Annotated in this window: 26 protein-coding genes; 13 read left to right on the top strand and 13 right to left on the bottom strand. The window is 66.0% G+C overall.

Annotated features, from left to right (window positions below):
• Nucleotides 1–17 precede the first annotated feature (17 nt).
• From AC1D0O_RS00130 to arsC, 10 genes are all read right to left on the bottom strand, one after another.
• Nucleotides 18–542, bottom strand: coding sequence for an SLOG cluster 4 domain-containing protein (locus tag AC1D0O_RS00130; protein WP_477651535.1), 525 nt, complete (start codon nucleotides 540–542; stop codon nucleotides 18–20).
• Nucleotides 543–624: 82 nt separating this feature from the next.
• Nucleotides 625–936 (bottom strand): hypothetical protein, encoded by a 312-nt coding sequence (locus AC1D0O_RS00125; protein WP_477651534.1) that lies wholly within the window; start codon nucleotides 934–936, stop codon nucleotides 625–627.
• A gap of 104 nt (nucleotides 937–1040) precedes the next feature.
• On the bottom strand, nucleotides 1041–1787 hold the full coding sequence (locus AC1D0O_RS00120; protein ID WP_477651533.1) for a tetratricopeptide repeat protein: 747 nt from the start codon (nucleotides 1785–1787) through the stop codon (nucleotides 1041–1043).
• 242 nt (nucleotides 1788–2029) lie between these two features.
• Nucleotides 2030–2503, bottom strand: coding sequence for a SixA phosphatase family protein (locus AC1D0O_RS00115; protein ID WP_477651532.1), 474 nt, complete (start codon nucleotides 2501–2503; stop codon nucleotides 2030–2032).
• 1 nt (nucleotide 2504) lies between these two features.
• Nucleotides 2505–4601: a polyphosphate kinase 1 gene (ppk1, locus tag AC1D0O_RS00110; RefSeq protein ID WP_477651531.1), complete on the bottom strand. Its 2097-nt coding sequence runs from the start codon at nucleotides 4599–4601 to the stop codon at nucleotides 2505–2507.
• Nucleotides 4602–4651: 50 nt separating this feature from the next.
• Nucleotides 4652–5779: a glycosyltransferase family 4 protein gene (locus AC1D0O_RS00105; RefSeq protein ID WP_477651530.1), complete on the bottom strand. Its 1128-nt coding sequence runs from the start codon at nucleotides 5777–5779 to the stop codon at nucleotides 4652–4654.
• Nucleotides 5776–6639, bottom strand: a complete 864-nt coding sequence (locus tag AC1D0O_RS00100; RefSeq protein WP_477651529.1) for a UDP-2,3-diacylglucosamine diphosphatase — start codon at nucleotides 6637–6639, stop codon at nucleotides 5776–5778. Before AC1D0O_RS00100 ends, AC1D0O_RS00105 begins: the two co-directional genes overlap by 4 nt.
• Nucleotides 6639–7505, bottom strand: coding sequence for a GNAT family N-acetyltransferase (locus AC1D0O_RS00095; protein ID WP_477651528.1), 867 nt, complete (start codon nucleotides 7503–7505; stop codon nucleotides 6639–6641). The genes AC1D0O_RS00100 and AC1D0O_RS00095 overlap by 1 nt, the downstream gene beginning before the upstream one ends.
• A gap of 144 nt (nucleotides 7506–7649) precedes the next feature.
• Entirely contained in the window at nucleotides 7650–7931 is a 282-nt protein-coding gene (locus tag AC1D0O_RS00090; RefSeq protein ID WP_477651527.1) for a hypothetical protein, read from the bottom strand.
• Nucleotides 7932–8117: 186 nt separating this feature from the next.
• Nucleotides 8118–8552, bottom strand: a complete 435-nt coding sequence (gene arsC / locus AC1D0O_RS00085; protein ID WP_477651526.1) for an arsenate reductase (glutaredoxin) — start codon at nucleotides 8550–8552, stop codon at nucleotides 8118–8120.
• A 74-nt stretch (nucleotides 8553–8626) separates the two neighbouring features.
• On the opposite strand from arsC, the gene AC1D0O_RS00080 reads away from it, so the two are divergent.
• From AC1D0O_RS00080 to AC1D0O_RS00065, 4 genes are read left to right on the top strand one after another with little or no spacing between them, the layout of a single operon-like run.
• Complete coding sequence (locus tag AC1D0O_RS00080; protein WP_477651525.1) at nucleotides 8627–8989, top strand: ArsR/SmtB family transcription factor; 363 nt, start codon at nucleotides 8627–8629, stop codon at nucleotides 8987–8989.
• Between the two features lie 31 nt (nucleotides 8990–9020).
• Nucleotides 9021–9473: an ArsI/CadI family heavy metal resistance metalloenzyme gene (locus tag AC1D0O_RS00075; RefSeq protein WP_477651524.1), complete on the top strand. Its 453-nt coding sequence runs from the start codon at nucleotides 9021–9023 to the stop codon at nucleotides 9471–9473.
• A 35-nt stretch (nucleotides 9474–9508) separates the two neighbouring features.
• Nucleotides 9509–10186 (top strand): aquaporin, encoded by a 678-nt coding sequence (locus AC1D0O_RS00070; protein WP_477652234.1) that lies wholly within the window; start codon nucleotides 9509–9511, stop codon nucleotides 10184–10186.
• Between the two features lie 21 nt (nucleotides 10187–10207).
• Nucleotides 10208–11413 carry an MFS transporter gene (locus tag AC1D0O_RS00065; RefSeq protein WP_477651523.1) on the top strand — a complete coding sequence of 402 codons (1206 nt, stop codon included), beginning with the start codon at nucleotides 10208–10210 and terminating at the stop codon, nucleotides 11411–11413.
• Here AC1D0O_RS00065 and AC1D0O_RS00060 read toward each other — a convergent pair.
• The 3 genes from AC1D0O_RS00060 to AC1D0O_RS00050 form a co-directional block, all read right to left on the bottom strand.
• Nucleotides 11395–11904: a GNAT family N-acetyltransferase gene (locus AC1D0O_RS00060; protein WP_477651522.1), complete on the bottom strand. Its 510-nt coding sequence runs from the start codon at nucleotides 11902–11904 to the stop codon at nucleotides 11395–11397. The two genes, AC1D0O_RS00065 and AC1D0O_RS00060, sit on opposite strands and share 19 nt — an antisense overlap.
• Nucleotides 11905–12197: 293 nt before the next feature.
• On the bottom strand, nucleotides 12198–13031 hold the full coding sequence (locus AC1D0O_RS00055; RefSeq protein ID WP_477652233.1) for an amidohydrolase family protein: 834 nt from the start codon (nucleotides 13029–13031) through the stop codon (nucleotides 12198–12200).
• A complete protein-coding gene (locus tag AC1D0O_RS00050; RefSeq protein WP_477651521.1) occupies nucleotides 13031–14053 on the bottom strand; it encodes an aldo/keto reductase in 1023 nt (340 codons plus the stop codon). The genes AC1D0O_RS00055 and AC1D0O_RS00050 overlap by 1 nt, the downstream gene beginning before the upstream one ends.
• Before the next feature lie 133 nt (nucleotides 14054–14186).
• On the opposite strand from AC1D0O_RS00050, the gene AC1D0O_RS00045 reads away from it, so the two are divergent.
• The 9 genes from AC1D0O_RS00045 (at nucleotide 14187) to AC1D0O_RS00005 (ending at nucleotide 25064) form a co-directional block, all read left to right on the top strand.
• Nucleotides 14187–14633, top strand: coding sequence for an RbsD/FucU family protein (locus AC1D0O_RS00045; RefSeq protein ID WP_477651520.1), 447 nt, complete (start codon nucleotides 14187–14189; stop codon nucleotides 14631–14633).
• Between the two features lie 5 nt (nucleotides 14634–14638).
• On the top strand, nucleotides 14639–15346 hold the full coding sequence (locus AC1D0O_RS00040) for a GntR family transcriptional regulator (RefSeq protein ID WP_477651519.1): 708 nt from the start codon (nucleotides 14639–14641) through the stop codon (nucleotides 15344–15346).
• The gene (locus AC1D0O_RS00035) at nucleotides 15343–16275 is read left to right on the top strand and encodes a dihydrodipicolinate synthase family protein (protein WP_477651518.1); all 933 of its coding nucleotides are present in this window, start codon (nucleotides 15343–15345) and stop codon (nucleotides 16273–16275) included. Before AC1D0O_RS00040 ends, AC1D0O_RS00035 begins: the two co-directional genes overlap by 4 nt.
• Nucleotides 16276–16358: 83 nt before the next feature.
• Entirely contained in the window at nucleotides 16359–17375 is a 1017-nt protein-coding gene (locus AC1D0O_RS00030; protein WP_477651517.1) for a sialic acid TRAP transporter substrate-binding protein SiaP, read from the top strand.
• A gap of 29 nt (nucleotides 17376–17404) precedes the next feature.
• A complete protein-coding gene (locus AC1D0O_RS00025) occupies nucleotides 17405–17884 on the top strand; it encodes a TRAP transporter small permease (protein WP_477651516.1) in 480 nt (159 codons plus the stop codon).
• Nucleotides 17881–19179, top strand: a complete 1299-nt coding sequence (locus AC1D0O_RS00020; protein WP_477651515.1) for a TRAP transporter large permease — start codon at nucleotides 17881–17883, stop codon at nucleotides 19177–19179. Before AC1D0O_RS00025 ends, AC1D0O_RS00020 begins: the two co-directional genes overlap by 4 nt.
• Complete coding sequence (locus AC1D0O_RS00015) at nucleotides 19180–20112, top strand: ribokinase (RefSeq protein ID WP_477651514.1); 933 nt, start codon at nucleotides 19180–19182, stop codon at nucleotides 20110–20112.
• A 242-nt stretch (nucleotides 20113–20354) separates the two neighbouring features.
• A complete protein-coding gene (locus AC1D0O_RS00010) occupies nucleotides 20355–21884 on the top strand; it encodes an efflux RND transporter periplasmic adaptor subunit (protein ID WP_477651513.1) in 1530 nt (509 codons plus the stop codon).
• Between the two features lie 90 nt (nucleotides 21885–21974).
• Nucleotides 21975–25064 carry an efflux RND transporter permease subunit gene (locus tag AC1D0O_RS00005; RefSeq protein WP_477651512.1) on the top strand — a complete coding sequence of 1030 codons (3090 nt, stop codon included), beginning with the start codon at nucleotides 21975–21977 and terminating at the stop codon, nucleotides 25062–25064.
• The last annotated feature ends 250 nt before the right edge of the window (nucleotides 25065–25314 follow it).

Here is a 25314-nt window from a genome sequence, read left to right as displayed (position 1 = left end):
TTTCTTTGACAGACAAGTCAAACTCCACCCTTGACCAATCCAAGACTGCGCAGATTTTCCTGCAACTCAGCGACGGTGCTCCACGGCAAGATCGGAGAGTTCGCCCGCTCATCGGGAGGATTGGACGGCAGTTCATCAGACCATCCGCCGCAGCCGACCAGCGGAAGCAGCGGCCGTTTGTGCAGCCAGGCCAGGTGAACCTCGGATTTGGTGCCGGCGCGGCCACCGATGACGATACAGGCATCGCCGGCAAGGGCCATCAGCAGATTGCGGGCGTCCCCCATGCCACAGGGCAGCACCACCGTGGCGGGCCAATCCGGCGCGGGCATCTCATCTGGAGGCACGATGCTGAGCACCAGGCCATTAGCCTGAATGGCACGCTCGGCGGCAACCCGGGTTGCGGGGCTGCCGCATCCGCTCACAACGGTGATGGCCAGTTTGGCCAGGGCCTCGCCGGCCTCCCCGGCGAGCTCGTAGGCGCGGGAACCGGGCTCGGCGCTGCCGAGTATGCAAACTTGGGGTTTTCGGTGGGAAACGATCATGGTGGGGCGAGTTTACGACCTGACGTTTGAGATAAGGGGGGCGTGACCCGCTTACCGAGGAACGCCTCCGACTCAGCGCTACTCACCATGGCATTCCTAGTCGGCCCGAGCTGACCTCTCGGAATAGCAGCGCAATAGCCACGATGGCGGCGAGGACCGAATAGAACACTACCCGCTTGCGCCGGCGTTTGCTTTCGCACTCATAGCACTCGAAGTAGGTGCCGGCATCCTCCCCGGCGATGCGGTCGACCATGACCCGAATCGATCTTGGAGAGAACAGCGAGTCGGCGCTCTCGCGCTTGAGCGAACCATACATCGGGCCAAAGAACTGCCGGCACCGACGGCAGCACCGAAGATCCTCTTGAGCCAGCAGTTGTGCAATGTCGTCGTTCATCGGCGTCTAACGTGAAGATGGCCGGATCACCAATACACGCGGCGAAGCCGCAGCCCGCTGTTGTGGGTCTGCGTCTGACAAGTTAGGGGGCACGTTGGCGTACTTCATTGGACAACTCCCATGACCCGGAGAATCTTCACAAATGCCTCGTCCTCCGACCACCTTGGGTCAGCAGCCTTCCGTCGCTTGGCGAGAGCGAGTGCCTCCGGAAAGCGCTTTGATCTATCCAGGGCGTATATCGCTTCATTCATTCCCCAAGCTTGGCGCAGTACGGCCGGATCGCGATCAATCGCCTCCTGCGCATACTGAACGCAAAGTGCATCTTGCGCGGCATGGTAGGCAGCGACGGCATTGTTCAGGTAGAGCACAACTATCTGCCCGTTTGATTTGGAAATCGCCAGGTCGCCGTACTTGATGGCCTCCGAAAATTGCCTCGAATCCATCAAGACCCTCTGCATAAGATAGGGCCCGCCGTGGGAGTTCGGATGAAACTCAATGAGGCGCGTTGCGACTGCTTTGGCGTCCCCCAGCCGAGACTGTCGAAGGTGGATGTCACCCAGGCCGAACAGCAGGCCTTCGTGACGTGGATCGATTTGGAGCCCGGCGGTAGTAATTGTGCGCGCCTTCTCTACGTCACCCGACTCAAAGTACTTTCTGCCCAGGCGAGACAGATAGGTCGTATCCCGAAGGCAGTTCTGTCGCGACTGCTCAAGGCGCGCAACGGATGCAGAGTGTGGCAGTGACTTCGCCTCCTGCCACGCGGCTTCGCAGTCAGCCTGCGCGTGGGCCGCATTCCAAAAGAGCGCGGCGGCTACAGCGAACAGTGGAATACGAGGCGTGACGATCAACATTGAGGAATGCTCCTTAACGTTTGACTTAAGCGGCGCTGTCAGGTTTCCGCTTGCTGGACCAGGCCGGGGAGCGGGCTCGGTGCCTGCACTATAGCCTTGGCATCAAGAGAATTTGGCCATACCAGGTCGTTTTTTTCTACCGGCATGGTCGCAACGGCCACACGGTGCATCCGCGAGACAAGAGCGAGCGTCGGGGAGATGCTTTCGTCGCGATGCCGGCTCCGCGCCGGCTCCGCGCCGGCTCAGAGCACTTCCGGCGACTGCACAGTCACCACCACGGTCTGGTTGTGGCCTTCGCGGTCGCGGCTGCGCAGCCACCAGAGCGCGCCCTTCTTGACGGGGCAATCGCTGGCCTGCAGGCCCAGCAGTTGCGCGATGGTTTCGCCGAGGATGGGCTGGTGGCCCACCACCAGGATGGGCGACTTGGCCAGGGGCCACTGCACCAGTTCCAGCAGCTGCGCGGCCGTGGCATCGGGCGCCAGTTCGTTCCTGATCTTGTATTTGCGGCCCAGCGCCAATGCGGTCTGCTCGCAGCGGCGCGCCGGGCTCACGAAGATGCGCGCGCCTTCGGGCAGCTGGCGGTCCAGCCAGTTGGCCATGCGGGCCGCCTGTTTCTCGCCGCGGGCCGTGAGCGAGCGCTCCAGGTCGCTGCCGCCTTGTGGGTCACCTTCTGGCCAGTCTTCCGCTTCCGCATGACGCCACAAGATGAGGTCCATGTCATTTGTCCTGGTGTTGGGGGGCGGTGTAGCGGGCCATCAGGGCCGCCTGCGCCCCGTGGCGCGGCAGGTCGCCCTGCGGGCTCACGCGCAGGTAGCTGCCGTCGGGCTGCAGGTCCCAGGCGTCGCGCCCGTCGTGCAGGTAGGCCACCAGGCATTCGTCGATGATGCGCCGTCGCAGCACCGGGTCGGTCACCGGCCAGGCCAGCTCCACCCGGCGCAGCATGTTGCGGTTCATCCAGTCGGCGCTGGAGAGCAGCAGCGTTTCCTCCTCCGCGCAGCGGAAGTAGAAGACGCGCGAATGTTCGAGAAAGCGGCCGATGATGGAGCGCACGCGGATGTTGTCTGTCACGCCCGGGACCTGCGCCGGCAGCATGCAGGCGCCGCGCACGATCAGGTCTATCTTCACGCCGCGCTGCCCTGCCCTCACCAGCGCCAGCATCAGGTCCTCGTCGGTCAGCGCGTTCATCTTGGCGACCAGGCGCGTGTCCTTGCCCTGCAAAGCGGCTTCGCCGAGCACGTCGATTTTTGCGATCAGCTTGTGGTGCAGCTGGAACGGAGCCAGCAGCAGGTGGTGCAGCTTGGGCAGCCGGCTCTGGCTGGCCAGGTGCACAAAGACGTTGTCGATGTCCGCAGTCGTCAGCGGGTCGGCCGTCAGGTAGCTCAGGTCGGTGTAGAGGCGCGCCGTGCGCGGGTTGTAATTGCCGGTCGACAAATGGGCATAGCGCACCAGGTGCTTGCCTTCGCGGCGCGTCACCAGCAGCATCTTGGCGTGGGTCTTCAGGCCCACCACGCCGTAGACCACCTGCGCGCCTATCGACTCCAGCATCTCCGCCCAGTTGATGTTGGCCTCTTCGTCAAAGCGCGCCTTGAGTTCTACCACCACGGTCACTTCCTTGCCGCGCCGCACGGCTTCACGCAGCAGCACCATGAGTTCCGAATCGGCGCCGGTGCGGTAAATCGTCTGTTTGATCGCCAGCACCTGCGGGTCGTTGACGGCCTCGCGCAGGAAGGCAAGCACACCCTCAAAGCTCTCGAAGGGCTGGTGGATGGACACGTCGCCCTGCTTGAGCCGCTCGAAAAAGGACTGGCCGGGCTGCAGCTGCGTCGGGTAGCAGGGGCGGTAGCTGGGGAACAGCAGCTTGGGGTCGTTGACCAGGTCCACCAGCTGCGTCAGCCGCACCAGGTTCACCGGGCCGTGCACGCGATACAACGACAGCGTCGGCAGGTTGAACTGCTTCAGCAGGAAGTTGGCCAGGTATTCCGAGCAGCCCGCTGATACTTCGAGGCGCACGGCCTGGCCGTAGTGGCGCTGCTCCAGACCCTGGCGCAGGGCGGTGCGCAGGTTTTTGACGTCGTCCTCGTCCACCGCCAGGTCGGAATGGCGGGTGACGCGGAACTGCGAAAACTGCCCGACCTCGCGGCCGGGAAACAGCTCGGCCAGGTGCGCGCGTATCACGCTGGAGAGCGACACGAACAGCCGGTCCTCCTTGTGGTGGCCGCGCGTCGGCATGTGGATCAGCCGCGGCAACACCCGCGGCACCTTGACGATGGCGATGTCGTTCTCGCGGCCGAAAGCGTCGTGGCCGCCCAGCCGCACGATGAAGTTGAGCGACTTGTTGGCCACCTGCGGGAAGGGATGCGACGGGTCCAGCCCGACCGGGATCAGCAGCGGCCGCACTTCCCGCTCGAAATACTCCTTCACCCAGCGCCGCTGGGCCGGGTTGCGCTCGCCGTGCGAGACCACTCGTATGCCCTGGCGCTCAAAGGCCGGCAGCAGGTCGTCGTTGTAGAGGGAGTACTGGCGCGCCACCATGTCGTGCGCGGCGGCCGACAAGGCCTTGAAAGACTGCACCGAATAAGGCGCTTTTTGCTCACCGGCCTGGGCCGCAGTCAGATGGGGCGCGGTGCGGACTTCAAAAAACTCGTCCAGGTTGGACGACACAATGCACAAAAACCGCAGCCGCTCCAGCAGCGGCACGTCGGGGCGCTTGGCCCAGTCCAGCACCCGCTCATTGAAGGCAAGAATGCTGTGGTCGCGGTCCAGGAACTGGACGCTTGGCGCGGCAGCGGCCACCGAGGCGGGAGAAGTGGGCATCAACAAGGTGGTTACATGTCATTAAACGTAAGTCACAGTGTTGACTTCTTTCATGACAGTGGCGTGACAGTACTTTTGACTGATGGTGCACCGGCCTGAAAAGGCTGGCAAGTACTGCCCTTGCTGGTGTCGGGGTTGAGCTGGGCGCTGTTTCTGCCCGCAGATACGAGGAAAGACTCGAACAATTGCGCCGCATGGCCCCAACTGAAGTCCAATGCGCGCTGGCGCGCCTCGTGGCGCGGTACGGCCAGCGCACCGTAACAAGCCTGTTGCAAATCTTCGTTCATGACACCGCCGTGACAGCTTCCGTCGGTTTTTCCCAGCACTTCCAGCGGGCCGTCGACCGGATAAGCCGCCACCGGCGTGCCGGCGGCCATGGCTTCCAGCATCACCAGGCCAAAGGTTTCCGAACGGCTGGGGAATACAAAGACGTCGGCCGCGGCATAGACCTTGGCCAGCTCGTCGCGGGCCAGCACACCCATCCAGCGGACCTGGGGATAGCGCTGCTTGAGCGACTCTTCGAGCGGGCCGACGCCGCACACCACCTTGGTGCCCGGGATGTCCAGCTTGAGGAAGGACTCGATGTTTTTTTCGTAGGACACCCGGCCCACAAACAGCGACACCGGGCGCAGCAGCGTGCCCATGGGCGGGTGCAGGCGCGGCTGCGGCTCGAAGCCGAAGAGCTCCGTGTCCACGCCGTGCGTCCAGCCGCGCAGGTTCTTGAAGCCGCGTTCTTCCAGCATGCGCAGCACGCCCTGGGTGGGCACCATCACGCCCGATGAAGGCCTGTGGAAATGGCGGAACAGCGCATAACCCCAGGACAGCGGGATTTTGAGCGCCGCATGCAGGATTTCGGGGAATTTGGTGTGGAAGGCCGTGGTGAAACGCAGGCCGCGCTTGAGGCAATAGCCGCGCGCCGCCCAGCCCAGCGGGCCTTCGGTCGCGATATGGATGGCTTCGGGCTGGAAGGCGTCGAGCTTTTCGGTCAGCCCCCGCTTGGGGCGCACCGCCAAGTCTATGCCGGCATACCCTGGGCAAGGCCGTGTCTTGAAAAGGTTGGGGTGTATCACCTCCACCTGGTGGCCCAGCTCCGCGAGTTCGCGCACCAGTTCCACCAGCGTGGTGACGACGCCATTGACCTGCGGCTGCCAGGCATCGGTGACGAGAGCGATCCTCATGCGACCACCGTGGAAGCTGCGTGGCCGCGGCCCTGAGTCTCGTGGGCCGGCGCCCAGTGCACCAGCTCCAGCGTGCCGTCGAAGTTTTCGACCAGCGCGGTGCGGCTTTCCACCCAGTCGCCGTCGTTGCAGTACAGCACGCCGTTGATGTCGCGCATTTCGGCACGGTGGATGTGGCCGCAGACCACGCCCTGGTGGCCGCGCCGGCGCGCCTCGTTGGCGACCGCCACCTCGAAGTCGGTGACGTAGTTGAGCGCGCTCTTGACCTTTTGTTTCAGGTAGGCCGACAGCGACCAGTAAGGCAGCCCCATGCGGGCGCGCAGGCTGTTCAGGTGGCGGTTGAGTTTGAGCGTGAATTCATAGAGGTTGTCGCCCACGTAGGCGAGCCACTTGGCGCACTGCACCACCGCATCGAAGTAGTCGCCGTGGATGATCCACAACTGGCGGCCATCGGCGGTGGTGTGCACGGCCTCATCGATGACCTCGATGCCGCCGAACTGGTTGCCGATAAATTCACGCGCAAACTCATCGTGGTTGCCGGGCACGTAGATGATGCGGCAGCCCTTGCGGGCGCGGCGCAACAGCTTTTGCACCACGTCGTTGTGCGACTGCGGCCAGTACCAGCGGCGGCGCAACTGCCAGCCGTCCACGATGTCGCCCACCAGGTAGAGGTTGTCGCTGGGGTGGGCCTTCAGGAAATCCAGCAGGGCCGCCGCCTGGCAACCGGGCGTGCCCAGGTGGATGTCGGAGATGAAGATGGTGCGGTAGCGCTTGCGCAGCGAATCGTCATCGTCGTGGTCGTCACCGCCCCCGCCGAACCCGTTGCCCAGCGCCCCCATGGCGTCAAACATGCTTCGCATCAGGCCTCCGTGGCGTTGCCCGGCACCGGTTTGCCGGAGAAATGCTTGAGGTAGCGCGGCGGCAGGTCCGCGATGCGCATCATCATGGGCAGGTCGGCCGAGTTGAAATCAGGGTCCCAGGCCGGCGCGCCCAGCACCTTGGCGCCCAGGCGCAGATACCCCTTGATCAGCGCGGGCGGCTCCACGTCGAGCGTGTCGTCGAGTTTTTCCACCGGCAGGGCCAGGCGCGGCGTGACGCGGTATTCGATGGCGGCCAAGTGCGTCTCGCGCACCTGGCGCCAGATGCTGGCGGCCGCGTGGCCGTTGGACACGCCGTTGTGCTGCATCGGGATGCTGGCGCAGCCGATCATGGTGTCGAGCTGGTTGCGCGACATGAATTCGGCCAGCGCGCCCCACAGCGCCAGGATGACGCCGCCGTGGCGGTGATCGGCGTGCACGCAGCTGCGGCCCAGCTCGACCATGCGCTCGCGCAGCGCGCGCAGCCGCGTCAGGTCGAATTCGGTGTCGCTGTAGGTGCTGCCCACGCGCTTGGCCTGGGTCGGCGTGAGCACGCGATAGGTGCCTATGACTTCCTGGCTGTCGGCGTCGCGCACCAGCAGGTGTTCGCAGTAGTCGTCAAACAGGTCCACGTCGTGGCCGGGCAGCGTCTTGGACAGCGTGGCGCCCATCTCGAGCGCGAAGACCTGGTACCTCAGGCGTTGCGCCTGCCGGACCTCGTCCTGGTGCCGGGCCCAGCCGACCGAGATTTTCCCCACGGGAGCCCTTTGAACAGCGGCTGGACCGACAGCATGACCGCTTTGATGAAGTGACCCCCGTGGCATTGCGACTGGCGACAATGCAAAGGTGGGATTGGGCAGTTCTTTCATGGCTAACTCCTTGTTTCCTGTGTCTCGACAACTTCGGTTTTGACCAGCTCAGCAAGCTCACTCACTAACTCACTTACTCACTTACTCACTCGGACCCGCGGTTTTTTCCGCCTGTAAAAAAGCCCCATCAAGGGGCTTCGACACTCAATCAGCAGCGGCCAGCGAAACCGCCTTGCCGCGCCGCCCCAGCCCGGCCATCAGCGCCGGCCGCGCGTTCGACAGACCTTCCAGCCAGGGCCGGGTGCCGGCCTTGAAGCGCAGGCCGCCGGGACTGTTGGCCAGGGCCTGGGCCGTGCAGCGCAGGATGCGCAGGCACTGCTTGTTCAAATCCTGGATGCCGGCGCCCAGGCCGCGGGCCGCGACGGCGTCCTGCCTATCATGTGTCTGTGAGTGGAGTCCCATCGGGTGCTCAGTCATGCTGGTCATGACGAGATTCTGGGAGCGGGGGGTGACGCGTTCGTGTCAGTTCAATGGCAGTTGTGTGACACGCCGCGGCAGGCCTGGAGAAGTAGCTGGAAAGCCACAGGCCGGGAAGGAAACGGAAGGGAAATCCGTAAGGGGAACAACAGCGCGCGGGGTCCGCGCGCCTGGTCAGGGCAATGCCGGGCGGGACTAAGCCCGCGTGATGCGCTCTCCGCGCTCATTGATGACCTGCTCGCCGTCTTCCTTGCTGAAGGCGCCGCGCTGCGGCAGCGGCAGGATGTCGAGCACGGCTTCCGAAGGACGGCACAGGCGTGTGGCCAGCGGCGTCACCACGATGGGCCGGTTGATCAAGACGGGGTGGGCCAGCATGGCATCCAGCAGTGCGTCATCGCCCTGCCCGTCCAGGCCGAGTTCCTGGTAGATCGCCTCTTTTTGCCGGACCACATCACGGATCGGTACGCCCATCTGCGCAATCAGCTCTCGCAGCGTTTCGCGCGTGGGCGGGGTCTTCAGGTACTCAATGATCTCCGGCTCCATGCCGGCGTTGCGAATCAGCGCCAGCACATTGCGCGAGGTGCCGCATTGGGGGTTGTGATAGATGGTGATCTTAGGGGCGGATGGCATGCGTTTTAGCTCCTGGTGAAGGCGATTTGAAGGGCGTAGTTGCATCAATTCAATAATTCAATTATATTTGAATTATGGAATCCTCAATACAAGCCCCCCTAGCCACCACCCTCGATGAAGGCGCCGCCGTCAAGGCACTGGCCGCCCTGGCCCAGGCCCAGCGCCTGCGCGCTTTTCGCGCCCTGGTGGTCGCCGGCCCCGAGGGACTGACACCGGGCGCCATCGCCGAACAACTGGGCATCGCGCCCAGTGCGCTGTCTTTCCACCTCAAGGAACTCTCCAATGCAGGCCTGGCCGGTAGCGAAGCGCGTGGCCGCAACCTGATCTACCGCGCCAACTTCGGCCAGATGAACGCCCTGCTGGGTTATCTGACCGAGCACTGCTGCGAAGGCGGCGCCTGCGAAGTCGATCCCAAGGCCGGTTGCGCCACCTGCTAATCCCCCCTCACCACCACCCCAGGAGAGCCCCATGAAACGCTTCCATGTCCACGTCCATGTCAAAGACCTCGAAAAGAACATCGCCTTTTATTCGGCCATGTTCGACCAGCAGCCCGCGCGCACCGAAGCCGACTACGCCAAATGGATGCTGAGCGACCCGCCGGTTAACTTCGCCATTTCCACGCGCGGTGACGCGCCCGGCGTGGACCACTTGGGCATACAGGTCGACCAGGCCGAAGAACTGGAAGCCCTGAAGGCCAATGCGACCCGCGCCGACATGACCTTGCTGGACGAAGGCCCCACCAGCTGCTGCTACGCCCGCAGCGACAAATACTGGCTCACAGACCCGCAAGGCATCGCCTGGGAACAGTTCCACACGCTGGGCAGCATCCCGGTGTTCAGCGAGGCGAAGCCCGCAAACGCCTCGGCCTGCTGCGCCGCGGCGGACGGCAAGGCATCGCGCGCGGCTCCGGCGTGCTGTTGAACCCCGCCACGACCAGCCGCGACGCAAGCCCTGGCGTGCCACCGCTGGCGCGCCAGGCGCTCGCGGAGTTCGTGGGCACAGCCGCCCTGCTCTGCGCCGTTATAGGCTCGGGCATCATGGCCGAGCGCCTTTCGGCCGGCAATATGGGTGTGGCCCTGCTGGCCAACACGCTGGCCACGGTGTTCGCGCTGTATGTCCTGATCGAACTGCTGGGCCCGGTCAGCGGCGCGCACTTCAATCCGCTGGTGACCCTGGTTCTCGGGTCTCAAACCAAGGCCTCCGGCAAGCGCACGCGAAGAACCCTGCTTTTCATCGCCAGCCAGTTGCTGGGCGCGGTGGCCGGCGCCTGGCTGGCCCATGCGATATTCGACATGAGCCTGCTGCAGTTCAGCCACAAGATACGCAGCGGCAGCGGCCAGTGGCTGGCCGAGGCCGTCGCGACCGCCGGGCTGATCCTCGTCGTGCTGCGCGCTCCCGCGGCCAGGGCGCCGGCCATGGTCGCCTGCTACATAGGCGCGGCCTACTGGTTCACCGCCAGCACCTCGTTTGCCAACCCGGCGGCCGTGCTGGGCCGCATGCTGTCGGACAGCTTTGCCGGCATCGCGCCGGCCAGTGCGGCGGGTTTTGTGGCGGCGCAAGCCGTGGGCGCGCTGGCGGGCCTGGCGCTGCACCGCGCGCTGGGCGGGGCGCAGGCCGCGAGCGACAAGGGCTAAAGCTTTGCTACGCTTGCGACCGTGACCGTTTCAAGCCGCACCGCCACCATCGTCCAGCTGGGCATCGCCCAGACACTGGCCTGGGCTTCCAGCTACTACCTGCCCGCCATCCTCGCCGTGCCCATGGCGCGCGACCTGGGCGTCAGCACACCCACGGTGTTTGCCGCCTTTTCGGCCGCGCTAGTGGTGTCGGCGCTGCTCGGGCCGGCCGCGGGCAAGGCCATTGACCGGCATGGCGGCCGGCCGGTGCTGGCCGCCAACAGCCTGGTGTTTGCCGCCGGCCTCGTCGTGCTGGCATTGGCGCAGGGGCCGGTGGGCTTGTTCGCCGGCTGGGTGATCCTGGGCGTGGCCATGGCCGCCGGTCTCTATGAAGCGGGCTTTGCCGCGCTGGTGCACCTGTACGGCAAGGATGCACGCGGCGCCATCACCGGCATCACCTTGTTCGCCGGTTTTGCCAGCACCGTGGGCTGGCCGCTGTCGGCCTGGCTGGAGCTTGAATGGGGCTGGCGCGCCACCTGCCTGGCCTGGGCGGCGCTGCATTTGCTGCTGGGCCTGCCGCTCAACTGGCGCTTGCCAACTTCGCCTGTGGCGCCGGCTCCCGCCGAAACCCCTACGGATACAGCTCAACCCGAAGCGGCTGCCCCGACCTCATCACACAGCGCCACCCGCACCGCCGTGCTGCTTGCGCTGGTGTTCGCCGTGACCTGGTTTATCAGCACCGCCATGGCCTCGCATTTGCCGCGCCTGCTGCAGGCCCACGGCGTGCCGCTGGCCACCGCGCTGGTGTTCGCCGGCCTGGTCGGCCCCGCCCAAGTGGCCGGCCGGCTGCTCGAATACGGCCTGCTGCGCAACATCCACCCGCTGGTCTCGGCGCGCGTGGCCGGCAGCCTGCACACGCTGGGCGCCATGGCCTTCCTGTTTTTCGGCGTGCCGGCCGGGGCGGTCTTCACCTTGCTGCACGGCGCCGGCAACGGCGTGCTGACGATTGCCAAGGGCACGCTGCCGCTGGTGCTGTTCGGTGTGCGCGACTACGGCGCGCGCCAGGGCCTGTTGATGGTGCCGGCGCGTTTTGCGCAAGCGACGGCGCCCTGGCTGTTCGGCCTCGCGATTGATTCTTTCGGCGCGGGCGCGCTGTGGTTTTCAGCGGCGTTGGGGCTGGTGGCGTTTGCGGCCTTGATGCTGCTGTACGACCCTGCTTCGGCCAGGCTTCAGTCCAGCCACTTCTGAAAAAACCGCGCCTGCCCCATCGCCGGGTCCAGCTGGTAGCCGGCAAAACCCACGCGCTCGTACAGCTTGACCGCACCCACATTGCCCTGCAGCACTTCCAGCGTCAGTTTGCAGGCGCCGCGCTCGCGCGAGATCTCGGCCACCAGCGCCAGCATTTTTTCACCTATGCGCTGGCCGCGATGGCCGGGCAACACGGCCACGTCGTGGATATTGACCAGCGGGCGGCAGGCGAAGGTCGAAAAGCCTTCGATGCAGTTGACCAGGCCCACGGCTTTGTCGCCGTCGAAGGCGAGCACGCTGAAGGCCTGCGGCCGCGCGGCGAGTTCCTTGACGAGATGGGTTTTGGCGAAGTCGCTGAGCGGCTTGCCGCCGCCGGCCGGGTCTTGCGCGTAGCTGTCCAGCAGTTGCACCAAGGCGCGCGCGTGAACCGGGTTCGCGTAGTCGGCGCGGCAGACATTCAGGGAAGGAGAAACAGAAATAGGTTCAGTCATCAGGCGATTTTAGGAACATCGGCTCGCCAGGGCCTGTTAACGCCATTTATGCAAATGCGAATGGGGTGAAAACGGCGCCAATCAAGGCGCGCGACGACGCGCAGACCGGGTGTCTGCGCTAGGAGCGCAACGCCGAGTGGCGCCGTTTTCACCCCATTCCCTCCGGGTTGCGATCAAAAAGGCCTTGCGCGGCGTTGCAAAGCCTTGACGGGGTCTACCCCGCCTGCGTTTTGCGCCTTGCTCAAGGCCTTTTTGACTCGCAACGCATCTTGCATAAATGGCGTTAACAGGCCCTAGGGCAGGTGAAGCCCGTAAAGCCTTGCTGCATTGCCGCCCATCACCGCCGCCTGGGCCGGCTCGTCCAGCCCCTCCAGCAACTGCCGCGAGGTGATCCACCACAGCGCGTAGGGAGCGGCCAGTTCCAGCACCGGCCAGTCGCTGCCCCAGACGACACGATCGGTGCCAAAGCTTTGCAGCACATGCTCGCACCAGCGCCGTACCTCGCCCGGCGCCGGGCCTGGGCCGGCTTCGGTCAGCAGGCCGGAGAGCTTGCACATGGCCTGGGTCTCCGTGGCGATGCGCGCGAGGGCGTCGGCCCAGGGCTGCCACTCGCCCGCCGCGATGTCGGGCTTGGCGCCGTGGTCTATCACCATGCGCAGTTCGGGGTGGCGGCCGGCCAGGGTCAGGATGTGCGGCAGGTGCGCGGACTTCACCAGCGCATCAAACACCAGGCCGCAGCCGGCCATGGCGCGCAGGGCCGGGGCGGCTGCGGGCTGCAATATCCATTCGGGATCGGCGATGTCCTGCAGCATGGGCCGCAAGCCCTTCAGGCGCGGGTGCCGCGCCAGCGCCTCTATGCGGGCCGGCGCGTCGGGCGCCAGGAAATCCACCCAGCCGACCACGCCCAGCACGGCCGGGTTGGCATCGGCCTGGGCCAGCAGGAACTGCGTTTCCGCCTCGGTGGGCGCGGCCTGCACCAGCACACCGCCGCGCACGCCGTGCGGCCGCGACTGCGCCTGCCAGTCGGCCACGGCCACGTCGCGGTAGATGGGCGCCAGGGCCGGCGTGAGCCAGCCGTAGTCGCCGCGCGCGAGTTCCCAGCAGTGAAAGTGCGCGTCAATTTTCATCATGGTGTGGGGGCATCCGCTGGCAAAAGGCCCTGGGCGCGCAAATCCGCCCAGAAGGCCGCTGGAATTATGTGCTGCATCATCGCCACCGCGTCGGCCCATTCGGCGACCTTGCGCGCGCCCAGCATCACGATGTCAACGGCCTGGTGGGCCAGCGGAAACTGCAGCGCCGCCGCGCGCAGCGGCACGCCGTGCGCCGCGCAGACCGACTCGATGCGGGCCGTGCGCTCCAGCCACTCGCGGGCGGCCGGCGCATAGTTGAAGCTGGCCGTGCCGCCGCGCGCACCGGTCGCCAGAATGCCCGAATTGAACACGCCGCCCAGCGCGACGCGCACGCCGCGCGCCGCGCACTGCGGCAGCAGCGCGGGCAGCGCGCTGTGGTCCAGCAGGCTGTAGCGCCCGGCCAGCATCAGCACGTCCAGCCCGGCTTCGCGCAGCACCTGCAGCACCACGTCCACGTCGTTGGTGCCCAGGCCGATGGCGCGTATCAGCCCTTCGTGTTTCATCTCGCGCAGCGCGGGCAGGGTTTCATCGAGCAACTGCCGCAGCACGGCGGGCGCGCGCTCGCCGTGCGTGGCCACATCCGGGTCATGCACATAGACCACGTCCAGCCGCGGCAGGCCCAGGCGCTGCAGGCTGTCCTCCACGCTGCGGCGGGTGCCGGCCGCGCTGAAATCCCAGGCCTGGTTGAAGGGCAGGATGTCCACATAGCCGTGCTGGGCGCGCGCCGCGTTCGCATCGGGCCGCAGCAGCCGGCCGACCTTGCTCGACAGCACATAGCTGTTCCGCGGGTGGCCGCGCAGCGCGTCGCCCAGGCGCCGCTCCGACAGGCCGTGGCCGTAATGCGGGGCGGTGTCAAAGGTCCGGCAGCCGTCGGCCCAGGCGGCATCCACCAGCGCCCGGGCCTCGGCGTCGCTGACGGCGGCAAACAGGTTGCCCAGGGGTGCGCCGCCCAGGCCCAGCCGCAGGCCGCTTTCTTCACAGGCGGCAAAAACAGGGGCCATGTCCACGGTCGTCGTCATATTTTTGTTCTTTCAGGGTTAGTCCTGATAAAAGTTTAGCCATGTTACGACTAACATGTCAGTCATCAACAGCGGGAAATCCCGATGTTTTGCAAAAACCGAGGTTTCCCGGCTACCACTACTTCCGCCTTCCATGCTTAAAAACATCCCGTCCCTGCTCACGCCCGATGCCCTGCACGCCTTGGCCAGCATGGGCCATGGCGATGACGTGGCCATTGTGGATGCTAACTTCCCGGCCGCCCAGGTGGCCCGCAAAAGCGGCGCCCGGCTGGTGCAGCTGGCGGGCGCAACCGCGCCGCAGGCGCTGGCCGCGGTGCTGCGGCTGCTGCCGCTCGACGATTTTGTGCCCGATGCCGCCTGGACCATGCAGGTGGTGGGCGACGCATCCGCCGTTCCCGCGCCGGTCGCCGAATTCGCCACCGTGCTGCACCAGGCCGGCGAGCGCCCCGCGGTGTCGCTGGAGCGTTTCGCGTTTTATGAACACGCGCAGGGGGCCTTCCTGATCCTGCAGACCGGCGAGCAGCGCAAGTACGGCAACATCCTGCTGCGCAAGGGCGTCATCTCCTGCGACCACGCCTGAAGCCCGTGAGCACGGCCTCCCCTTCCGCTCCCGTCAGCCTGCGCGCGCAGGCCTATGCCAGCTTCCAGCGGCAGATCGTCGACGCCAACATCCGCCCCGGGCAATTTGTCTCGCAGCGCGAGCTGATGCAGCTGCTGGGCATGCCGCTGGGCGCGGTGCGCGAACTGATCCCGCGGCTGGAGGCCGAAGGCCTGGTCAAGACCGTGCCGCAGCGCGGCCTGCAAGTGGCCCACGTGGACCTCAAGCTGATCAACAACGCTTTCCATTTGCGCGGCCTGCTGGAGCGCGAAGCCGCCAGCCGCTTCGTCACCACTGTGTCCGACACCGACCTGGCCGCCATCGAGCAGGCCCACCTGAACATCGTGAGGCGCGCGCGCAAAAAAGCCATCGACGACGCACTGCTCGAAGATGCCACCACGGTGGACTGGGGCCTGCACGACCTCATGATCGACACGCTGGGCAACGAGCTGATCTCCGAGGTCTACCGCATCAACAGCCTTCGGGTGCGCCTGATCAAGCTCGAAGCCTCTTCCCTTTCCCCGGAGGTGCTGATTCCCGCGATGGAAGAGCACCTCTGGTTCATCGATGCCCTCAAGCGGCGCGACGCACAAGCCGTGGTCGACCGCCTGGGCCATCACATCGAGAGCGCGCATCGCCGCGTGCTCGGCCTGCCGCGGTCCGAAATACCGTGGTCTCTGGAGATCCCTGAATGACGAGTTCCTTTCCCGCCGCCGAAAAATCGTTTCGCGGTATCTGGCCCGCCCTGCTGACGCCGCTCACGGCCGGCCTGGACATAGACCACGCCAAGTTCGCCGCCCACTGCAAGTCGCTGATCGCCAGCGGCTGCCCCGGCGTGACGGCCTTCGGCACGACGGGCGAAGGCCCGTCCTTCTCGTTGGCCGAACGCAAAGAGGCCATCGACCAGTTGATCAAGAACGGCATCCCCGCCGCGCAGATCATGGTCTCCACCAGCTGCGCCGCCCTGCCCGAAACGCTGGATCTCACGCGTCACGCCGTGAAAGCCGGCGTGCACGGCTGCCTGATGCTGCCGCCGTTTTTCTTCAAGGGCGTGTCGGACCAAGGCATCATTGACAGCTACCGCTACGTCATCGACGGCATGGCCGGCACGCCCTTCAAGCTCTACCTGTACCACATCCCCCAGGTCACCGGCGTTGCGCTGTCGCACCATGTGATCGCCACGCTCAAGAAGCAGTACCCCGACACCATCGTCGGCATCAAGGACAGCGCCTGCAGCACCGAGCACTCGGTGGGCCTGGCCAATGCCTTCATGAAAGACATGACGGTCTACGTCGGTTTTGAACTCGACCTGCCCGAGATGGGCAGGCGCGGCAGCACCGGCGCCATCAGCGGCCTCGGCAACTTCATTCCGCGCCTCGTCAAACGCCTGGTGACTGAGCCCGAAGCGCCGGCGACGCCCGCCGAACGCGAACGCGTGAGCAAGCTCATGGACCTGATAAACGGCTATTCGGCGATGCCTGCGCTCAAAGGCATCATGGCCACGCTGAGCGGCGATCCCGCCTGGCTGCGCGTGCGCGCGCCGCTGGTGGCCCTGACCGGCCCCGAATACCAGGCGCTGGAGAAAAAAGTCACCGCTTTCGGGATTGATACAAAATCCGAATGAGCGCCGCTAAGTGCCGGATAAGCGCTGAATGCCGACCCGGGGCCTGAAACCCCCATACGATTGACTAAAAAATGGAGACAACCATGAAGACTTCCCTCTCGTCCACCCTTCGCCGCAGCCTGCTGGCCGCCGCCTCCGCCACCTTGCTGATGGGCGCGCTGCTGCCCGCCGCCCAGGCCCAGAACAAGATGGTGCTGCGCGTTTCGACGCCCGCGGTGCCCGACGACTGGCATGCCAAGATGTGGACGGTCTTCAAGGACAATCTTGAAAAAAGCGCGCCCGGCGAATTCGACGTGCAGATCAACCTGAACGCCTCGCTGTTCAAGCAGGGCACCGAGCCCGCCGCCATGGCGCGCGGCAACCTCGAACTCTCCTCCATCTCGGCCTTCGACATCGCCAAGCTGGTGCCCGAATTTTCAATCTTCACCGCCGGCTACATCGTGCGCGACCCCGACCACCAGCAAAAGGTGTTTTCCGGCCCCATAGGCACCGAGATGTTCAAGACTGTGGCGGAGAAGATGGACGTCACGCCGCTGTCCACCGTCTACCTCGGCACACGCCAGGTCAACCTTCGCGAGGCCCGCAACGTCAAGGTGCCGGCCGACCTCAAGGGCGTGAAGCTGCGCATGCCCGGCTCCAAGGAGTGGCTGTTCCTCGGTGAAGCGCTGGGTGCCACGCCCACGCCGCTGGCTTTCGGCGAGGTCTACCTGGGCCTGAAGACCGGCACCATCGACGGCCAGGACAACCCCCTGCCTTCGGTGCGCGCCGCCAAGTTCTACGAGGTGACCAAACAGATCGTCATGACCAGCCACCTGGTGGACGGCATCTTCATCGCGATCTCCAACAAGGCCTGGAACGCCATGAGCCCGGCGCAAAAGACCAAGGTCACGGCCGCAGCGCATGCCGCGGCCGCCTATAACAACGAAAACCGCATCAAGGAAGAAGGCCAGTTGGTCGATTTCTTCAAGAAGGAAGGCCTGCAGGTCACCACACCCGACGTGGACGCTTTCCGCAAAACCGTGCAGGCGACCTACCTGAACTCCGATTACGCCAAGGTCTGGCCCAAGGGCCTGCTTGAGCGCATCAACGCGACGAAATAAGCCTCGCGGCAAGCACCACGACAACGCCCATGAAAAGCTGGCCCCAGAAAGCCGCCAATGTGATTGGCGGCGGACTCTTCCTGACCCTGTTCATCGTCTTCGTGATCCAGATCACGGCGCGTTTTTTCTTCAGCAAGCCTCTGGCCTGGACCGATGAAGCCGCGGTGATCCTCTATGTCTGGGTCATCCTGTGGGCCGCCGCCGTGGTCGTGCCTGAGCGCGAACACGTGGTGTTCGACCTGGTCTGGAACAGCGTGCCCTACCGCGCTCGCCAGGCCATGGCCATCGTCGGCAACCTGCTGGTCGGCGGCCTGGCGGCCTGGGGCATCCCGGGCTGCTGGGACTACGTGCATTTCATGGCCCGCGAGGGAACGCCCGTGCTGGGCGTGTCCTTCCAGTGGGTTTTCATGCCTTTTGTGCTGCTGCTCGCCGCCCTGGCGCTGCGCTCGGCCTGGGCGATCTGGAACGCGATCCGCGGCAAGGGTCTTGAGGCGGAATTGCGCATATGACACACAGTATCTGGGTATTGGTTGGGGTGCTGGCGGGCGGCATGCTGCTGCGCATGCCCATCGGTTTTTCGATGATCGCGGCCGGCATAGGCTACCTCGTGGTCAAGGGCCAGGACGTGGGCCTGGTGGCCGAGCAGATCGGCAACGGCCTCTACAACAGCTATGTTCTGCTGGCCGTGCCGCTGTTTGTGTTCGCCGCCAACATCATGAACGCGGGCACGGTCAGCGAGCGCATTTTCGACTTCTGCCGCATCCTGGTGGGCCGTATGCGCGGCGGGCTGGCGCAGGTCGACATCCTGGTCAGCGTGATCTTCTCGGGCATGAGCGGCAGCGCCATCGCCGACGCGGCCGGCCCCGGCCTGGTCACGATTCGCCAGATGCTCAAGAAGCCCGAATACACACGCGGCTTTGCCGGCGCCGTGGTGGTGGCCAGCGCCACGCTGGGGCCCATCATCCCGCCCTCGATTCCGATGGTGATCTACGCGCTGGTTTCCGGCGCCTCGGTGGGCGCGCTGTTCCTGGGCGGCGTGGTGCCGGGCTTCCTGATGGCCGGGCTCATGATGGGCGTGGTCGCCATCATCGCCAAGAAACGCAACATGCCGCGCGACGAACCCGTGCCGCGCTCCGAGTGGGCCGGCCTGATCTTCCGCGGCGCCCTGCCGCTGTCCATGCCCATCGTGCTGCTGGGCGGCATTTATTCGGGCATCTTCACCCCGACCGAGGCCGCCGCCGTGGCCGCCCTGCACGCGCTCATCCTCGCGGCCCTGGTGTTCCGGGCCCTCACCTGGCGCAGCTTCTGGGGCGTGGTGATGGAATCCACACGCGCCAGCGCCGTGATCACCATGATCCTGGCCGGCTCCTTCATGCTCAACTACGCCTTCACCGCCGAAGGCGTGCCGCAGTCCATGGCCCTGTGGGTCGACAGCATGCATTTCTCGCAGATCGGCTTCCTGCTGATGGTGAACGTGATGTTCCTGGTGCTGGGCTGCTTCCTCGACGTCTCGGTGCTGCTGCTGGTCTTTGTGCCCATGCTGCTGCCCGCGGCCAAGCTGCTGGGCGTGGACCTGGTGCACTTCGGCGTGCTGGTGGTGCTCAACATGATGATCGGGCTGATCCACCCGCCCTTCGGCATGCTGCTGTTCGTGACCAAGGCTCTCACCGGCATTCCCATCGGCGAGATGATGAAGGAAGGCTGGCCCTTCCTGGTCATGTTGCTGCTGCTCTTGCTGGCCATGACCTGCTTTCCGCAAATTGTTTTGTGGTTGCCTCAGACAATGGGCTACGGAGCCAAATAAATGACAGCCAAGGCCGAGGAAGCCGCCGATGTCGTCTGCGTCGCGAGCTGGAACGCCGACCTGATCTCCAAGGTGGCGCGGCCGGTTGCCCGTGGCGAGACGCTGATGGCCTCCGCCTTCAGCATCAGCCCGGGCGGCAAAGGCAGCAATGCCGCGGTGGCCGCCGCGCGCCAGGGTGCGCGCGTGACGCTGATCGCCCGCATCGGCGACGACGACTTCGGCCGCATGGGCATGGAACTCTGGCAGGCCGAGGGCATCAACACCCAATATGTCGAGCAGGTCGCCGGCGAGCGCAGCGGCGTCGCGCAAATCCTGGTCTATGAGGACGGCGACAACAGCATCGCCGTCTACCCCGGCGCCGGCACCGGCCTGGGCGCGCGCCACGCGCAGGCCGCGGCCGCGCTGCTCGCCGGCTGCCGTGTCGTGATGGCCTCCTGCGAAGTGCCGGCTGAGGCCACGCTGCAAGCCTTTCGCCTGGCCCGCGCGGCCGGCGCCCTGACCCTGCTCAATCCCGCGCCCGCGCGCCCGCTCAGCGACGAGCTGCTCGCGCTGGTGGACGTGCTGACGCCCAACGAGAGCGAACTCTATTTGCTGGCCGGCGAGGCGCATGCCGGCTCGGCCGACCAGGCCGCCGCGCGCCTGCTAAGCCGCGGCGCCCGTGCCGTGCTGGTCACGCTGGGCGCGGCCGGCTGCCGCCTCTACCAGGCGGGGCAAGCGCCGCATTCGATACCGGGCCGCCCCATGACCGTGCGCGACACCATAGGCGCGGGCGACACCTTCACCGGCGCGCTCGCGGCCGCGCTGGCACGCGGCGAGGCCCTGCCCATCGCCATGCAATGGGCCAACGCGGCGGCGGCGCTCTCCGTAACGCGGCACGGCGCTATCGACGGCATCCCGCGCCACGCCGAAGTCGCGGCGCTATCAAAACAGTAGCCCGCAAAACCGCCCCGGCGTAACGCCCGCCGCGGTGTAGGCCGGGCGCCGCTTTACCGTACGTTTACCGGCCTCTTTCGGGCCGTATACCTGCGCCCACGGGCTTGCAGTGATAATTCCTGAGCGCTGTTTGAACAGGCCCCCAGGGCTTGGCACCAACAGCGGCCAAGACCCGCACCCAACACAAAAAAATGCCGCCTCCACCTCTCCTGGTGGGCGCGGCGGGCACCCAAGGACAGCCGATGGACCCGAAAGCCGAAACGCCGCAGCCCGGCGCCGAAACCCCAGCCCGCAAACGCATCAGCCGCCGCGCGTCCATCATCGGCAGCATCATTGCCCTTGTCGCCCTCGCCGGCATAGGCTGGCTGGCCTGGCACCTCACCCACCCCTCCGCCGACGCCGCCGCCGGCGGTTTTATGGGCGGCAGGCGCGGGGCGCCGGCCACCACGGTCGGCGTGGCCACCGCCGAGCGGGCCAGCATCCCCATCGTCCTGGACGCCCTGGGCACCGTCACCCCGCAGGCCACCGTCAGGGTCAGGCCGCAGGTTACGGGCGTGATGGAAAAAGTCCTCTTCAAGGAAGGCCAGATGGTCAAGGCCGGCGAGCTGCTGGCCACCATAGACCCGCGCCAGTTTGAAATGGCGCTGATGCAGGCCAGCGGCCAGCGCCAGCGCGACGAAGCCCAGCTCGACAGCGCGCGCGTGCAACTGCAGCGCTTCAAGACCCTGCTGGAACAGGACTCCATCGCCCGCCAGGAGGTCGACACCCAGGCCGCGCTGGTCAAGCAGCTCGAAGGCACGGTCGTTGTCGACAAGGCCAACGAAGGCGCGGCCCGCCTCAACCTCGGCTACACCCGCGTGGTCGCGCCGGTGAGCGGCCGCGTCGGTTTGCGCACCGTGGACATCGGCAATGTGGTGAGCAACGGCGACGCCAACGGCATCGCCCTGATCACCCAGATCACGCCCATCGACGTGGTCTTCGCGATCCCGCAGGACCAGGTCGGCGAACTGCAGCAGAACGCCGCCAAAGGCGTCGCCATGCAGGTCACCGCGCTCGACAGGACGCGCGCCGTCACGCTGGACACCGGCAGCTTTGCCTCGCTGGACAACCAGGTCGACATCACCACCGGCACCGTGAAGGCCAAGGCCCGCTTCAACAACAGCCAGCTCAACCTTTACCCCAGCCAGTTCGTCAACGTGCGCCTGCAGGTGCGCACCATAGACAACGCCATCGTGGTGCCGGTGACGGCCCTGCGCATGGGCAGCAGCGGCGACTATGTCTATGTGGTGAACGAAAAGGAACGCACGGTGTCGCTGCGCCCCGTCAAGCGCGGCCAGGCCACTGTCGACAAGGTCGTGATCGCCTCCGGCCTGGAAGCCGGCGAGCGAGTCATCACCGAAGGCGCCGACCGGCTGAAGGACGGCGCGTCCATCGTATTGCCTGGCGATGCGCCCGCCGGCGGCGCGCGCGGCCCCGGCGGCGGCAAGCGGCAACGCGGCGCGGCCTCCGCGCCGGGCGCGGGGTCTTCCGCACCGGCAGCTTCCACACCCGCGTCAGGCGCCTCAGCCCCGGCAGCGGCTACAGCAACCGCCAGCGAAGGCCCCACCGCCGAACAGCGCAAGCGCATGCTGGACCAGGTCAAGGACGACCCGGCGGCCCTGGAGCGCCGCCAGCGCTTCCTCGCGGCCCTGGACGCCGGAGACCCCGCCGCACTGGAGCGCTGGCGCAGCATGAGGGAGAAACGCCAGGGCGGCGAACGGCCGGCGCAATGACGGCCTCTCGTCGCCAGGATTGCCAAGCATGAGCCGCCGGGCCGCCCCCAAGGTGAATAGCACCGCAGTGCGCAGCACGAAGGTAATCTTATGAGTCCCTCACGTCCCTTTATTCTGCGCCCGGTCGCCACCTCTTTGCTGATGGTGGCCATCGTGCTGGCCGGGCTGGTGGGTTTCAAGTTCCTGCCGCTGTCGGCCCTGCCCCAGGTCGACTACCCGACCATCCAGGTGCAGACGCTGTATCCCGGCGCCAGCCCCGAGGTCATGGCCCAGACCGTCACCGCGCCGCTGGAGCGCCAGTTCGGCCAGATGTCCGGCCTGCAGCGCCTGAGCTCCACCAGCGCGGCCGGCGTCTCCATCGTCACGCTGCAGTTCGGCCTGGGCATCACGCTGGACGTCGCCGAGCAGGAAGTGCAGGCCGCCATCAATGCCGGCGGCTCGCTGCTGCCCGCCGACCTGCCCGCGCCGCCGGTGTATGCCAAGGTCAACCCGGCCGACGCGCCCGTGCTGACGCTGGCCATCACCTCCGACACGCTGCCGCTCACCGAAGTACAGAACATCGTCAACACGCGCCTGGCGCTCAAGATCAGCCAGGTCAACGGCGTGGGACTGGTGTCGCTGAGCGGCGGGCAGCGCCCCGCCGTGCGCATACAGGCCGACACGCGCGCCCTCGCCTCCTACGGCCTGGGCCTGGACTCGCTGCGCACCGCCATCACCGCCGCCAACGCCAACGGCGCCAAGGGCAGCATTGACGGCCCCACGCGCTCCTATTCGATCAACTCCAACGACCAGCTGGTGGCAGCAGCCGACTACCAGCGCCTCATCATTGCCTACCGCAACGGCGCGGCCATCCGCGTCTCCGACGTCGCCCAGGTCGTCGACAGCGCCGAGAACATCAAGCTCGGTGCCTGGTCGGGCTTGAAGCCCGCCATCATCCTCAACGTGCAGCGCCAGCCCGGCGCCAACGTGATCGCCACGGTCGACGCCATCAAGGCGCGCCTGCCCGAGTTGCAGGCCGGCCTGCCCACCGCGCTCAAGGTCGACGTGCTGAGCGACCGCACCACCGGCATACGCGCCTCGGTGCTGCACGTCGAGATCGAACTGGTGCTGGCCGTGCTGCTGGTGGTGCTGGTGATTTTTGCGTTTTTGCACAGCCTGCGCGCCACCGTCATCGCCAGCCTGGCCGTGCCGATCTCGCTGATCGGCACCTGCGGCGCGATGTACCTGCTGGGCTACAGCCTGAACAACCTGAGCCTGATGGCGCTGACGATTGCCACCGGCTTCGTGGTCGACGACGCCATCGTGATGATTGAAAACATCTCGCGCTACATCGAGGAAGGCGAGGCGCCCATGGCCGCCGCCCTCAAGGGCGCGACGCAGATAGGCTTCACCATCATCTCGCTGACGGTGTCGCTGATCGCCGTGCTGATCCCGCTGCTCTTCATGGGCGACGTGGTGGGCCGGCTGTTCCGCGAGTTCGCCGTCACGCTGGCCATCACCATCCTGATCTCCGCCGTGGTGTCGCTCACGCTGGTACCCATGATGTCGGCGCGCTGGCTCACGCGCCACCCCGAAGGCGAAGTCGAAGGCGGCCGCTTCGGCCAGTCCATGCAGCGCTTTTTCGACAAGGTCATCCACCACTACGACCGCTGGCTGACCTGGGTGCTCAAGCGCCAGGGCCTCACGCTGCTGGTGGCGCTGGCCACGCTGCTGCTCACGGTGCTGCTGTACGTGCTGATCCCCAAGGGCCTGTTCCCGACGCAGGACACCGGCCAACTGCAGGCCCGCATCGAAACCGCTCAGTCGGTCTCCTACGCCCGCATGGCCGGCCTGCAGCAGGCGGCCGCCAAGGCCATCCTCGAAGACCCGGACGTCGAAACGCTGAGCTCCTTCATCGGTGTGGACGCGGCCAACAACACCATGCTGCACACCGGCCGTATGCTGATCAACCTCAAGTCCAGCCGCAGCGGCAGCCAACAGGAGACCATGGACAGGCTCAAGGAGCGCGTCGGCAAGGTCGCCGGCGTGACGCTCTACCTGCAGCCGACGCAAGACTTGACCATCGACGCCGAAACCGGCCCCACGCAGTTCCGCGTCTCGCTCGAAGGTTCGGACAACGCCACCGTGGTGCTCTGGGCCAACAAGCTCGCCGAGCGCATGCGGCAGCTGCCCGGCGTGCGCAACGTCGCCTCCGACGCCGGCTCCAGCGGCGCATCGGCCTACATCAACGTCGACCGCGACACCGCCTCCCGGCTGTCGGTCACCACGTCCTCGATCGACGACGCGCTCTACAGCGCCTTCGGCCAGCGCATCGTCTCCACCATCTTCACCGAGACCAACCAGTACCGCGTGATCCTCGAAGCCATGCCCGACCCGCTGGCCACGCCGGCGTCGCTGGGCGCGCTGCAGCTGAAAACCGGCTCGGGCAGCACCACGCCGCTCTCGGCCATCGCCAGCATCCGCGAGCAGCCCGCGCCGCTGCAGATAACCCGCGTTGCCCAGTACCCGGCCACGACGCTGGGCTTCGACACTGCGCCCGGCATGTCGCTGGGCCGCGCCGTCGATGAAATCCGCCAGGCCGCCAAAGACATCGCCCTGCCCGGCAGCGTGACCCTGAACTTCCTGGGCGCAGCCGGCGCCTACCAGGCCTCGCTGTCCAACCAGCTGTGGCTGATCCTCGCCGCCGTGATCTGCGTCTACATCGTGCTGGGCGTGCTGTACGAAAGCTACATCCACCCGCTGACCATCCTCTCCACCCTGCCCTCCGCCGGCGTCGGCGCCCTGCTCGCGCTGATGATCAGCGGCTCAGACCTCGGGGTGATCGGCATCATCGGCATCATTTTGTTGATAGGCATCGTGAAGAAAAACGCCATCATGATGATCGACTTCGCCATCGACGCCGAACGCAACGAAGGCAAGTCTCCGCAAGAGGCCATCCATCAGGCGGCCCTGCTGCGATTCCGGCCCATCCTCATGACGACGCTGGCGGCGCTGTTTGCCGCCGTGCCGCTGATGCTGGGCTTTGGTGAGGGGGCTGAGTTGCGGCAGCCGCTGGGGTTGTCGATTTTTGGCGGCTTGATCGTCAGCCAGATGCTCACGCTGTTTACGACGCCGGTTATTTATCTTGGGTTTGATCGGTTGGGGCGGAGGTTTGGGCGCAAGAAGGAGGTTCTTGCATGAGGGCCTCTTTTTGCTTTCCCGCCGGAGGCTCTGTGCTTAGTGCTGCTGGCCGGGGGTTGCCCGGCGGCAACTCACTTTTCTTTTGCTTCGCCAAAAGAAAAGTAAGCAAAAGAAAAGGCGACCCTGGTTGCTGCGTCCCTCCGCTGCGCTACGGGCAACCTGCGGTGCTCGGTCCAGACGGGGTCTCGCTAAACTCGCTTCGCTCAAACAACGCGATCCCTGATCCGTCTGGCCCTGCGCTCCTCGGCGC

The sequence above is a fragment of the Polaromonas sp. P1_F2 genome (assembly GCF_056405735.1).
This window is presented reverse-complemented; position numbering and strand designations above follow the sequence as displayed.